Origin of the sequence: Bartonella tribocorum, from assembly GCF_002778015.1 — a bacterium.
Lineage (GTDB): Bacteria > Pseudomonadota > Alphaproteobacteria > Rhizobiales > Rhizobiaceae > Bartonella > Bartonella tribocorum_B.
Window position 1 is genome coordinate 98,471 of the sequence record NZ_NJPP01000001.1, and the last position, 14,115, is coordinate 112,585.

5 protein-coding genes and 1 pseudogene are annotated in these 14,115 nt (G+C 36.8%); 4 read left to right on the forward strand and 2 right to left on the reverse strand.

Annotation, left to right across the window (positions count from 1 at the left end):
• Nucleotides 1–1,184 precede the first annotated feature (1,184 nt).
• The 3 genes and pseudogenes from CEV08_RS00385 to CEV08_RS09375 all read left to right on the forward strand — a co-directional run.
• Nucleotides 1,185–2,951 carry an ABC transporter ATP-binding protein gene (locus CEV08_RS00385; protein WP_100129816.1) on the forward strand — a complete coding sequence of 589 codons (1,767 nt, stop codon included), beginning with the start codon at nt 1,185–1,187 and terminating at the stop codon, nt 2,949–2,951.
• A 525-nt stretch (nt 2,952–3,476) separates the two neighbouring features.
• Nucleotides 3,477–3,914: a hypothetical protein gene (locus CEV08_RS09455; RefSeq protein WP_100129817.1), complete on the forward strand. Its 438-nt coding sequence runs from the start codon at nt 3,477–3,479 to the stop codon at nt 3,912–3,914.
• A 688-nt stretch (nt 3,915–4,602) separates the two neighbouring features.
• Nucleotides 4,603–5,061: pseudogene (locus CEV08_RS09375) on the forward strand (Arm DNA-binding domain-containing protein); the annotation flags it as partial.
• Nucleotides 5,062–5,574: 513 nt separating this feature from the next.
• Here the strand turns inward: CEV08_RS09375 and CEV08_RS00405 are convergent.
• Together CEV08_RS00405 and CEV08_RS00410 are read right to left on the reverse strand one after the other, a co-directional pair.
• Complete coding sequence (locus tag CEV08_RS00405; protein ID WP_100129818.1) at nt 5,575–10,221, reverse strand: translocation/assembly module TamB domain-containing protein; 4,647 nt, start codon at nt 10,219–10,221, stop codon at nt 5,575–5,577.
• On the reverse strand, nt 10,221–12,185 hold the full coding sequence (locus CEV08_RS00410; RefSeq protein ID WP_100129819.1) for an autotransporter assembly complex protein TamA: 1,965 nt from the start codon (nt 12,183–12,185) through the stop codon (nt 10,221–10,223). The genes CEV08_RS00405 and CEV08_RS00410 overlap by 1 nt, the downstream gene beginning before the upstream one ends.
• A gap of 390 nt (nt 12,186–12,575) precedes the next feature.
• On the opposite strand from CEV08_RS00410, the gene CEV08_RS00415 reads away from it, so the two are divergent.
• A complete protein-coding gene (locus tag CEV08_RS00415) occupies nt 12,576–14,108 on the forward strand; it encodes a YifB family Mg chelatase-like AAA ATPase (RefSeq protein ID WP_100129820.1) in 1,533 nt (510 codons plus the stop codon).
• The last annotated feature ends 7 nt before the right edge of the window (nt 14,109–14,115 follow it).

The window sequence follows — 14,115 nt, forward strand, 5'->3', positions numbered from 1 at the left end:
AATAAAGTAGAAGTGTCTTTTGTGAACCATTTCAAATGCCAAAACTATCATAATATGAAAACTGGTAAAGGAACGAGAGTGTTGACTTAAACTTTCATAACCGTAAAAATAATGCATTGCCATCCTCACCTGTTGCTTGCAATGGAAACATACTGATTTATAAAGATATTTATTGTTTTGCATATTGAATTAAGAGTCCCAAATACCGTAGGGCTCTTTTATTTCAGATCTCTCTCCTGTTGAATCAATCCAAATCACCTGCTTGCGTATTACAAGCGGAAAGAGCCCGTGTGCATAAAAACTGTACAAGTAAAATGCCTCTTATGAATCGTCTCGAGTGCCAAGGGCTGAGCAACACGCACAAGCTAGCAAAGTGTGTGATGGTGCCAGCTTGTTCTTTCATAAGCGTAAAAATGGGGGTGCTTAATAACAACACTTTACCAAAAAACATTCGATAAGCCAGTGGATAATCAGTTTATTTTTTCAAATAAGATATTATCTCCTCGTTACAAATTCCCCCTTATTATCCACTCTGTTGTCAGTATTCTCAGCAACTTTAGCCGCTATCCTTTTTAAAGATAGATCGTTTTGTTGATTCATAACCAAAGCCTTTAAAAAAATTTTTATTTCATTGGTTTTAATCCAACCTTCTGAATGTAAGAAGATAAAGCGGATACGCAACGTTATAGGATGAAAATGATGTATTTTTAAATACTCAAAGCATGAAAAACTCCTTGTTTGATATTTTACATGGCGTTGAATAGAATAACCTATTAAATGATAATTTATATTTTTGTTCCTTGAACAAGAGAAAAAATATTATAGAATTTCCTCATTTCAAATCTTCTCAATATGGCATCAAAAAAATATTCGCTTGCCCATCATAGGTAGTGGCATCATCTTCATAGAAAGAAGTCATAATCCTCTTATGAAACTTTTCAAACAACCAGGGAACAGTTGCCAATATCCGAATGCCAATAGAGTTATGGTATCAGCTTATATCTTATTAAGTAAAATAATGGTGCACAGACCATTTATGGAGAATTTTACGTATACAGACGCCATCTCATGAAGGCATATGATCTGTATTGAAAAAAGCTCTTTTTGTAAAAAAGATAAAGGGGCTTTTTAATTAAGAGTGCTTCAATATTGCATAAAATAACGAGAGAATATAGAAACACTTCATGGCTCGAAAAAAACTTTCCTCTTTTGATAAACATCTTATCATCCGCCTTTTGCGAGAAAATTTTTATAAACATGCGCATTGGTATAGTGCAGCTATTATATCAATGATCATCATTTCCGGTACAACTGCAACCAGTGCATGGATTATGCGTGATGTTGTTAATTATATTATTGATGCGCAGAATTTTGCTATGATCGCTTTTATTTCTAGCTTCATTGCTTTTATCTTTATTCTTAAAGGGATTGCAACTTTTGCCCAAACTTACTTTTTAAGCAAAGCAGGCAACAGTATCATTGCTGAACAACAGCGCAAAATTTATGCGCGTCTTATGGAACAAGGAGTCTCTTTTTATCATAATAACACTTCATCTGATTTGCTTGTTCGCGTCACCCATAATGCGACAGCCGTACGCAATATCCTTGATACTATTATCACAACTTTTGTACGTGATTTGCTTTCTGTTAGTGGACTGTTGCTTGTCATGTTTATGCAAAATTTTGTGTTAATCTCTATTACTTTAATCGTAGGACCACTGGCTTTTTTAGGCGTTCGAATGGCTTTAAAACGCGTTCGCCGCCTTATGGAAAAAGAACTTCATTCACTTGGTGAAATTATCAAAATCGTACAGGAAACGGCTATTGGCATTCGAGTCATCAAGGCTTTTTCACTAGAAGAAGTCATGAAAAAAAGGATGGACCAAGCCATTTGTGATGTTGAAAAACAAACAAACAATATTGCAACACTTGAAGCTATTACCAATCCGATTATGGAAACACTCACAGGTATCGCCATTGCAGGTATTATCTTTTTTTCTGGTTACCTTGCAACCCAACGCGCAGGTGTTCAAGGTGAATTTATGTCTTTTATTGTTGCTTTACTTTTAGCTTATGAACCCGCAAAAAGACTAGCAAATGTCCGTGTCAAAATTGAATCTGGCTTGGTCAATATCCGTACAATGTTTGAAATACTCGATCGTCCCCTTACAATTATAGAACATAAAGAAGCTAAAGATCTGAATAAAACACAAGGATCAATTCATTTCGAACATGTTTCTTTTGCATACACTGATAACAAAATGGTATTGAAAGACATCAATCTAGAAATAGAAGCTGGAAAAATGACAGCGTTCGTGGGGCCATCTGGTTCAGGAAAGTCAACCCTTATCAACCTTATTATGCGCCTCTATGACCCCACAAAAGGACGCATATTGATTAATAATCAAGACATACGCTACACGACATTTCGTTCTCTGAGAAACCTGATGGCCTATGTAGGGCAGGATACTTTTCTCTTTCAAGGAACCGTTAAATATAATATTGGGCTTGGAAAAGAAGGCGCTCGTGATGATGAAATTATCGAAGCAGCAAAAACAGCAAATGCTCATGATTTTATTATGAATTTGCCAAATGGTTATGATACGCAGATAGGCGATAATGGCTGTAATCTTTCAGGGGGACAAAAGCAACGACTCGCTATCGCTAGAGCAATGATTCATGATAGTGAAATTCTCATTCTTGATGAAGCAACAAGTGCGCTTGATTCACATACAGAAGCACAAATTAATGAAGCCATTCACAACCTTACCAAAGGACGCACAACGATCATTATTGCTCATCGCCTTTCAACAATTGCTCGTGCCCATAAAATCGTGGTCATACAAAATGGACAACTAATTGAACAAGGGACTCAGAAAGAATTGCTCGCAAAAGAACATGGATTTTATAAAAAACTTCATAATATTCAGTTCAAAAAACACACGTCCTAATTTCCAGATATTTAAATCAGATTTGAAATCACAAATGAATAGAAGGTAATGCCCCATTTGTAAAAACAGACATATTACCAAGAAAAAGTATTACTTTAATCAAGAATTGGCAAAGAATTTACGGTTTGTTGAGAATAAACTTCTTGGATTTCAATGAAAACTAAAAGCGCTAACCACTATTTTGTTGAATGCAATTGCATTTTAACAATAAAATTTCAAGAACCTCCTCCTTTACTCAAACAGGTTTTGAAACATTCGTAAGTATCATGAATTCTAAAAAAGAAAGCGTATCAAGTTATTTTAAAATTGCCACGAAAAAGGAGAAATTTAGAGTGATGCTACCTATATCCGCATTTATCCCTCCACTGAAATTTTTTCCCCCTCATATCTCAAAGGATAAAAATTCCTATCCAATTTGATCTGTAAAAATCCAGCCTCTTATCGAGTTGGTTCTACCTAATAACGACTTATGTGATTCACTTATGCAAAGTTTAACGAACAAGCCCACCCCTAAATATTCATCACGTGCTTTCAAAAACACTTGATCAAAGAAACTTACAATGCCTTATAGCGCCATACCTCACGGTCTTTTATGTTACAACAGGACAAGCTGACACTTATAGATACACTCAAGCCGAAAAGAAAAAAATTTCTTTTCTTTCTAGCCGCTTAAATAGAAAAATACGACGTGTAACTTTGATAAATATTTTTACAAAAAATATCTTTATATATATTAAGATATTGAATTATAATAATTTTATTATTTTTCATCTCAGTGTAAAAGATACAAAGTTATTTGCTTATTTCTTCTTTACATTTACGATGAAACAATCAAAAGCACTTGTTGTACGTTATACAAACATTGTTGTATCTATAAAAATGCTTAAGATAAGCAATAAAAATACCGCTACGCTTTCAAGTGCAAGAGATATCGGCAGATATGAGAAGCTGAAAATAGAGTGATAATGCTAACTTATACCTTTATTGATAACGATAGTACGAATTTCGTACCATTCATAAGAGATACTGTATATCATTTCACAAGCAGTATTGTGAAAGAGACTCAAGCGTACACGGAAAAATGTTTCTTTAAAACAAGCCCATGAATTGGCAACATATATGGTGTCATATTTCAGGGTGTTCTATTTGAGAAATTGTTCGTTATAAGAAAAGTAATCTCCTTAAAAAAACGATGAACAAAAATGTACATAGGCATTTTTATTATTAAAAAATATTGCGTTAAATGCGTTTGAAAATGAAATCGATATCTTATGAATCCTACACTTTCCTCACGCTTTTGTTTATCGCCTTCTTTAATGGAGACACGTCCTTCACATGAAATAGAAATGCCACCCAGTTGCAAATTCATGGGCTTGTTTTAAAGAGATGTCTCTCAACGTTCTCCCAAGCCCATTTCGCAATAACGTGTATGAATTGTACAACGATCAATCCATTGAGCCCCTACATCTTTACGATACAAGATATTAATTTATAATGATAATTCACTGTTTTGCATGTTGAATGAGAGTCTCGAATATCGTAAGATTCTCTTATTTCAAAGCTGTTTATCTTGAATCAATCAAAACCTCTCATTTGCACATAACAAGTGGGATGAGTGTGTGGATCAAATTTGTATAGACAAGAACTAAAAATGGCTCTTATGAATCGTCTTAAGTGCCAAGGGCTGTCGCACAACACCCACGAACTGGCAAAGTGTGTGATGGTGCTGGCTTGTTACTTCATAAGCGTAAAGATAGAGGTGCTCAATGGATGTACCGTTATACCCTTCACGGACGGCGCCGTGAAATAGGCTTGGGTATTTTAAGAGATCTCTCATTAAAACAAGCCCATGAAACTGCAATAAAATGGTGTTCTGTTTTGTGTGAAGGGCGTGACATTATTCAAGAACGTGAAAAACAAAAATGTGAGGCAATAAAGTAATCTCCATTATTATTTAAAAGACATTGCTCTAGATGCTTTTGAAAGTCGTAAAACTGAATTAAAAGGTGATGGTAAAAATGGGAACTGGTTTTCTCCCTTGCGGCTTTACATGTTCCCTAAATTAGGCTGCTTTCCCGTTTCAGAAATTCACGCTTATGGAATAACAAACCGGCACCATTCACAATATTCTGCCAGCCCCCAATGCGACAAGCCCTTAGCTCTCGAGAGGGTTCATAAGAAGCATTTTGAGGCATGTCTTAATCGTTTTTATCTACGCGGGGTTTCCCTACTTGTAACATGAAAACGAATAGTTTTGATTGATTCAATATAAGAGAATCTTATGATATTAAAAATTATCATTCAAGTTGAATAACAATAAACTATCCTTTATAAATCAATATATTGCATGAGTTATACTCTTTAGACAACAGCATGAAATGGACTTGAAAAAGGGTTTAAATATTTCTTTAAAATAAATATAGATCAGCAAAATAACATACTCTCTTTTGTGAAGATTTTACCTTTTTAGAAGTATGTCATAAACAAAAAATCAAAGATTCTAGATGGTTCTCTTCATACCGCAATAAAACACTGCTTCTTTAAGAGAATTAATAATCTATGCTTCCTTCCCTAAACTTAGAAATGGGAGACAAAGCACAAAGAATTTTTTTAACCTTAATTTTTAGTAGTCTCTTTCATAAAAGAGACCAATACTAGAATTGTGTTCATTTCCTATAGAACCTTTAGCTTTGAGATGACGCGAAATATCTAAATTAATTGTCCCTTTCGTCGTTCCATCAGACCCTGCTTCAAAGCCTAAATAAATGTTATTGTGTATGTAGCGTCCAATACGTAAACCTGTATTACCCTTTTCATTCACAATAACATCAAGATCATCAAGCCCAATTTTAGTTCGTAGAGTGTTCAACAAAGATGTATTAGAAGCACCCGCAAGATCAGCTGCTGCTGCCGCAAGTTGAGCAATCTGAAATGGTGATAATTCATTAAGAGAGCGCTTAAAAATCAATCGCGCTAAAATCTCATCCTGTGGCAAATTCGGTTGTGAAGAAAAATTAATATCAATATTATCAATTGTTCCACTTACGGTCACAGTGACGTGAATGCCACCACTGTTATTGTTGGTTACAAAATAAACCGTAGGATTAAGATTACCGCTAAAACTTGCTTGTCCTTGATCAAAATTAAGACGTTGTGAAAGAATATCAAAACGTCCACGAATCATTCTAAATTCACCAACTGGATGCACATCATTTAATGGACCTGCTAAATTAATGCGTCCTCCCAATTCAGCATCTAACCCTTTTCCCCGTACAAAAAATTGATTGCGTGCTGTAATATGCATATTTGATAGCACAACAGATGAAGATTCTTGCGTGACATTATGGCTTTTACTCGTATTCTTAACCTCAGCACGCTCAAGTGTTTTTTGAATCGATTGGGGTAAATTCTTATTTTTTACATCAAAAAACTTAGCATTTTTAAAATGATCTGGAACAAGAATTTCAGCTTTTTCAACGATGATATCACCACCAATAACAAGATTATTTAGAAAATGACCTTTCATTGTCATCTCACCTGACAATGTTGCAAGCAACATAGAACCATCATTATAATTGGCATTATCAAGATGAAAGATCAAATCAGTCTCTAAATTATTAGAGATACGACCTGAAGCAGATATTCCCCCCCCCTCAAACGAAGAAGCTGAAGCTTTCTCTATCAGAATATGATCGCCATTTAATTTGCCTTCAAGTATTATATTATTCAATCCTATATTGGTTTTTGAATCAAAAAAGCTACCATCACCTATAGAAATATTTCCAATAAATTGTGGCTTTGATAATGCACCATTAAGAGCTGTATCAACTCTTGCTGTACCCGTTATATTTGCGCCACGCTTAGCTAATAAGAGATTAACAAAATCAAGAGGCATTATCCCTTTAACGTTTAATTTTGCCTCTAAACCACTAAGAGAAACAGGACCATGGATGGAAAGATCTAATCCTTTATCTCCTGTCGCTATCATATTTTCAATATGAAATGTTGATTGTTTATAAAAACCACGAGCATTTATATTAATTGACATCGGTCCTTTAGGCGTCATAGCAGTTAAACTTTGACTAGAAAGCTCAAAATGAGTAGATGGATTCTTCATTGTCCCACCAATATCAACTTTGCCTATCATCGTTCCATCAAGCGCTTGTCCTGCAATAAAACTATTCGCTAAACGTGCAGATAAATTTTGCAAATTAATATGAAGATCTAGCTTATCTTTCTTTAAAGACACACGCCCCTGAGCTTGTGCTTGTACGTCTTCTCCTGTTAAATTTGCATTCAAAGTAAGGTTTTGATCTAAGGTTTTCCCCTTAGCAGAAAGCGAAAAAGGCATAATTTTTTTATCTTGAAGAGCAACGGTTGTCAGCCCCTCACCTTTTATATCATAGGTTATATCAGGTTTTTTCAAATGACCACGAATCATAACCTGTCCTGTTATACTCCCTGCTGCCCCAAGATCGGATTTCCATAGATTGGCTAAAGTCGCAGGAAGAGCATTCATTGTAAGCTGCAAATTCAAGGTATCTTGAATATTCCCTGCAAGGACAATGTTGCCTCCATTTATTGAAATTCCTAATTCATTGATTGCTACCCCATCTTTATCAAAAATAATTATCGATGGTTTTGGCAATGTTGCATGAAAATGGTGTTGTTTTAAATCTATGGCTTCAATTTGCACTTCTCGTTTTAAGCCTTCTGGAAGTTCCACAGCCATTACACGACCAGAAAGATGAGTCTTGAGAGTGTCATGCACCATCGCTTGGACAGTAAAAGCCGTTTGTCCATTATTTCTATTGGCCTTAGCATTTAAACGATTAACCATTATAAAAGGTGTTTGGATATGTTCTGCATTGATAACACCTTCAAATTGAGTCGTACCAAAAGGATCAAATATATCAGCATCTATTGCCAGTTCTTTTATTTTATTCTTGGCAAAATTCAAATGATTAACATGCGCCTTCACATGAGCTTTTTGTCTGCCATTTTGTTCATCAAAAATAAAATCTCCTTTTATTTTTCCACTCCCATCCTGCAAAAATAACGCTGAAAGTACTGAAATATCATCGGCATCAATATGCAACGCTCCTTTCAAAAAACCTCCAAATTCTTGAGAAAGATTACCCGTTATTTTTGCATTTTTTCCTCTAATATCAATATTTTCAAGCTTCCGAATTTTATGAGAATCTTTAAAAGAAGCAGATAAATGTAAAGGTTTCTCAGCAAAAGTTCCTTCACCTTTTATAGCTCCTGTTAAAGAAATCGTCGGTGCTGTATTATCCATAAGTGCCTCTATATTAAACGTTGTGTTTTGAAGCTTTTTTCCCACAACTAACGCTTCAGCAATATGAGCACTTGTATTTAGTTTTATATGGCTATTGCGCCCTCTCGCTGTTCCTTGAATTTTAAGGGATCCGCTTATTTTCGGGTCTAATTTGGCGAGATCAGATATTTGAGCAGATAAATCCATTTTAGCGCTTTCATTTGAAAAATAGCCATTCGCCTTGATGTTTGTATATTGATTTTTCAAATTCAAATGACGTAAAATGAAGCCCGTTGTATTTCGAGCAGCACTCCCTGAAAGAGTGATATTTCCTTCAAATAAACGATCAAAGGAATGCATACCCGTTTTCATATTGTCAGCCATTCCTGATAATTTTAGATCAAAAATGCCGCTCAATAAGCCGATCGTTCCTTTGGCTTTAATATCTGCACTACCAGAGAGCGGTTGTTTACTGAAAACTTCCAAAGGAGCTAATATTTGGGCTTTTAAACCAAGATCACCTTTAAAAACAAAATGCTCCATTGACCCTTTTAACCAAGAAGAAAAACCCTGTGCCGTAACACTAAAATCATGAATCAAAATTGGTTTATTCGAAACAATATCCGTATCTAAATGCACATGAACTGCTTGGCTTAAATTTTCTATTAACTCTCCCTTAATCTTTTTAACCCCTTGAAGCGTTCCATTAACTTGAACACCAACATGACGAGAAGCTACATTATCAAGATTTTCACTTACTCCCCCCATATCAAAAACTGCATCGCGAATATAAATATTTTTATTGTTCAAATGGTGTACAACCAACCGCCCATTCCAAGATTGTTGCCCTTCGCGACCATAATCAATGTTCAAAGCGAAAGTATTCGCAGATTTTGGCGCTTCCGATATAGATAAATGATCAGAATCCTTTTCATTATCAAGAGCCATTTTTCCATCAATAAAAAGCCGCCGCAAAAATCCATCAGCTGTTATTTCAGCATTGGCTAAAACATTCATTTCTTTGCTTTGAATAACCATCTGATCAAGATGTGTCACCCCCTCTTTTGTCCTCCTTGCCCCTGCTTTCAATGTTATATCAGACTTTAAAATATCACGATATTGAGAAGGCATTAAAGGACCCAATCTACCCTCTAGTTTCGTAGAAAAAGTGTGTCCTTCTGAAACACTTGCAAGAATAACATTACCCTTTAAAATAGAATGATGATCGGCTTCTAAAGAAAGTTTGATAACCAAATCATCAAAAGTACCATCACCTTTAATGGCGAGATTTAATGCTGTGCGTTTTTCAATGTTAAAAATATTTGCCAAAATACCATTTTGAGGTTCATTAGCAGAGATATCAATTTGAGCTCTACGATTGCTCTCAGATATCTTGGTGAGAATAGAAAAAGAACCCGGTGCATCTAAACGATGCGCCGCTATATCAACATCAAAATTACCACTTGCCAAAGTGAAATTTCCTTCTAAGGATATGTCAGTAGAAAAACCAAAAAGATTTTGTTCAAACGTCACATGCCGCACTGTAAACGTATTGATAGAAAGAGCAAGCGGCAATTTTGGGAGAGAAAACCGCCCCGTCTCAAGGGAAGAAACAAGAGAAGAATTGCCTTGCGGTTTGCGTAAAAATGTAATCTGTTCTGCCGAAAGCTGATTAATATCCATCCGCCCTTTTAGCAACGCTAGACGATTCCAATCCATTTTAGCATTGGTAATTTTAAGCCAAATCCCCTTTTTATCGCTGATAGTAATAGCATCAATTGATGTTTGAGAAGACAGCGCTCCTTGCATATTATGTAAACGAACTTGACGATTAGGTGTTGAAAGCTTGCGTTCAATTAAAGAAACAAACCATGAACGATCCTCTGTTTTCATTTCACTAGAGGAAAATCCTCTCTGCGCAAAAATAAAACCACCCACTCCCAAAAATAAAAGTCCAAAGAAGAAAGCCGATAAACGTACACCTTTTTTCATTAAAATGCTTGCCCTATACCCACATAAAAACCAATGCGAGGATCACCCTGCTCTCTCTTTAAAGGAAAGGCTAAATCAACCCGTAAAGGACCAAGACCCGTCATATAGCGGCCTCCTATACCGGCTCCCCATTTAATTTTTTGAGAAAAATCAAATTGAGCCTTTTCCCCTACCAGACCTCCATCAAGAAAACTGACAAATCCTATTTTATCATTTAAAGAAACACGCAATTCTGCCGATCCCTCAATAAGCGCCCGTCCACCAACAACCGCATCATTTTTCGTTTTGATACCAATATTGCGATAAGCATAACCACGAACAGAGCCCCCACCACCAGCAAAAAAGAGCGTATCCGCAGGAACAGATGCTTTATCACTCCCAAGAATTGTACCAAGCTTTGCCCGTGCCGCAAAAACAAAACGATTCTCTTCATCTAGCGCCCAATAAGAACGGCCTTCTGCCGTTACTTTTGCAACAAAGTTGCTAAAACGCGCCTCATAAAAGGGCTCAACGAGAACTTCACCATATAAACCTTTTGTTGCATTGAATTTATTATTACGACTATCGTAAATCAAACCGATAGGAAGACCAATTGTTGTAAAATTACGGTTCCCAAAATAGATATCACGTGTGTAACCATTTGAAACTTCTACAGCAGCTTGTCCCGATAGATTATTATTGAAAATATGCGTAATCCCTAATTTCGCTTTTATGGCTTTTGTTGTATAATTTTCTAGAATATCTTGCTGTATTTTGAATTCTGATCTGAAGTCTGTATCAGGATTAATTACACCAGGCTTTATAAATGTGCTCCCAAAAAGATAATCAAAATTTTTAAAATTATACGATTGTTTTTTGTTGCCGCCAACACCATTTATTTTTGTCTCAATTTTAAGAACCTCTGCATGACCAAAAAGATTGTTATGCATCCAATAAGCTTCAAAACCAGCACCATCTAATGTTGAATAACCCCCCCCTAAACCAAAACGACGCGGTTTACGTTCTTGTACAACAAGCGTAAGCGATAAACTGCCATCTGGGTTAATGGTATCAGCCTCACGTATATTGATAGCACGAAAAACACCAAGGCGCGCAAGACGTTCATTGGCCTTAGCTAACGCATCGGAATCATATTCTTGGCCTAGCTTTAATCCAGTCATCCATGCGATATAAGCCGAATCTAAACGTGGTTCTTTACTTATATTACGTACAGTTAGCGGACCATAATAAGCCTTTTGTCCAGGATCAACAACAATCCGTCCTTCAACACGCAACGCAGCATGATCAGCTACGATCTCACTCTTTATAATTTTAGCTTTAGCATAACCTTGTTGACGCCATCCTTCTACCGCCCATTTCTCTGCTTTCAAAATAGTTTCAGATTTGGCGATAGCGCCGACTTTATAGCCTAATTCTTCAAGTGTGGGCATTTTATGCGCTTTACGTTTTTCATAGGGCACTATTTTATCAATATTTGCAATACTAAAAACATATTGAGGCCCAGCATTAATCGTAATAACGATATTGGATTGTACTGGAAGTTGCGTTACCGGACTTAAATCAGCAGCTTCTAAACCATTAATTTTAATACTAATAACACCACCATAGCGTCCATCAGCATAAAGAGCAGAAAGAATAGCCCGATAATCTGAACGTGCTTTGGCTAATAAGCCAGAAGAACTCGCAGATGCTTTCTCTTTATCTGCAAAAAGAGAAGAGACAGATTTAACTATTTTTATACCTTTTACTGGCGCCCCTGGTGGAGTAACAATATCAACTTTATAAAATCTCTTTGTACTTTGGACATCCTGTGAAGAAGAATTTGTTTTCTTTTGACCAAAAAGAGGGATGCCGAAAAAATTAAATGCGGCAAGGGGCTGTGGAAAAGCAAAAGCAAAACACAAGCCTATAAATACACAGCGTAAAGTTCCTGATTTTAACAAAACTCTTATCTGGTCTACCATAAATCAGATACCTACACTTTGCAACTACTACACTTTAAGTAATATAAAATAAGAAAGATAACTACTTTGCATACTTTACACATTTTATAACATCAAATAATACTCTGCTATACATAACGTCGCTCTCCCCTCATATCTTCACAAAATTATGCTCTGTTATGACACACAAACAGCCTCATTCCTTTTTCTTAACATATTCATTTAGCTTATTATAAATGTTTTATTGCGCTCCATATTATCATGGTTAAATTTGTACAAATAACTTGCCATGGGAACGCTACAAAACCCTGCCCACGTATATAGATCTCTCCATTAAAAAAACCATAAAGATGCTTCTTGATTTTTATGTGTAGATATGATTGTCTTTCCAAAATCTAAAGGGGAGAGTAAATGATCGCGCGTATTACAACCGTTGCTTTTCGCGGTCTAGAAGCAGTCCCTGTCGATGTGCAGGTGATGATTTCGTCCGGTAAAATAGGAATGGCTATTGTTGGACTAGCCGATAAGGCAATTGCAGAAAGCCGTGAACGTGTACAAGCAGCCCTCCATGCTTGTGGGCTTTCTATGCCGACCAAACGAATTACAATTAATCTTGCACCAGCTGATTTGCCTAAAGAGGGATCACATTATGATTTGCCAATTGCCGTAGGCTTAATGCTCGCTATGGGAATCCTCCCTCCCGAAATAGCGCAAGACTATGTCATTTTAGGTGAATTGTCACTGGATGGTTCACTTACTGCTGTCAATGGCGTTTTACCAGCTGCCATGACAGCTGTCTCTCTCGATAAAGGACTGATTTGTCCCTTTCAATGTGGACCTGAAGCAGCATGGGCAAATGCTGATATAAATATTCTTGCCCCGGAAACTCTTCTTACTATCGTCAATCATTTTAAAGGAACCCAAATTCAAAAACGTCCACAACCGCGCCAATATACTATCGAAACTGAACTTCCAGATCTTTGCGAAATCAAAGGACAAAAAACAGCCAAACGTGCCTTAGAAGTTTGTGCTGCTGGACGCCATAACCTTTTGTTTGTCGGTCCTCCTGGGGCTGGAAAATCTATGTTGGCGCAACGCTTACCTTCTATTTTACCCCCTCTTGATAGTCGTGAGCTTTTAGATGTTTCTCTGATTGCTTCGATTACAGGAGAAACAGTTAACAATACCATTTCACTTCATTGCCCCTTTCGTTCCCCACATCATTCTGCTTCCATGGCTGCAATGATTGGTGGGGGGCTTAAAGGACGACCAGGAGAAGTCTCTCTTGCTCATAATGGTGTGTTATTTCTTGATGAATTACCTGAATTTTCTCCGCAAGTTCTTGATTCTCTTCGTCAACCTTTAGAAAGTGGAGAATCAGTTATAGCTCGCGCTAATCACCATATCAGTTATCCTGCTCGCTTCCAACTCATTGCCGCAATGAATCCTTGCCGATGTGGTATGGCAGGTGAAAAAGGCCATGTCTGTGCTAAAGGAATACGTTGTCAAATCGATTACCAATCCCGTATTTCTGGTCCACTGCTCGATCGAATTGATTTACGGATTGATGTTCCTGCTTTAACAGCGATGGACCTTATGCAACCAGAGCAATCAGAAAAAAGCTGCGATGTTGCCAAACGCGTCGCGCGATGCCGTACCATTCAAGCCAAACGTTTTGCAACACTAGGGTTTGACCATATCCGAACCAATGGTGATTGCCCTGCTAAAATTATAGAACAAATTGCCATTCCGGATAAAAGTGCCGCTATACTCTTACGAGATGTAAGTGAAAAAATGCACCTTTCTGCACGTGCTTATCACCGCATTCTCAAAGTTGCGCGTACAATTGCTGACCTTGATGAAGCCGATAATCTTTCACGCCATCATCTTGCAGAAGCCATCTCTTATCGACTCGGTACGGAAAGATTAACAGCTCTTAACTAAAAAACTG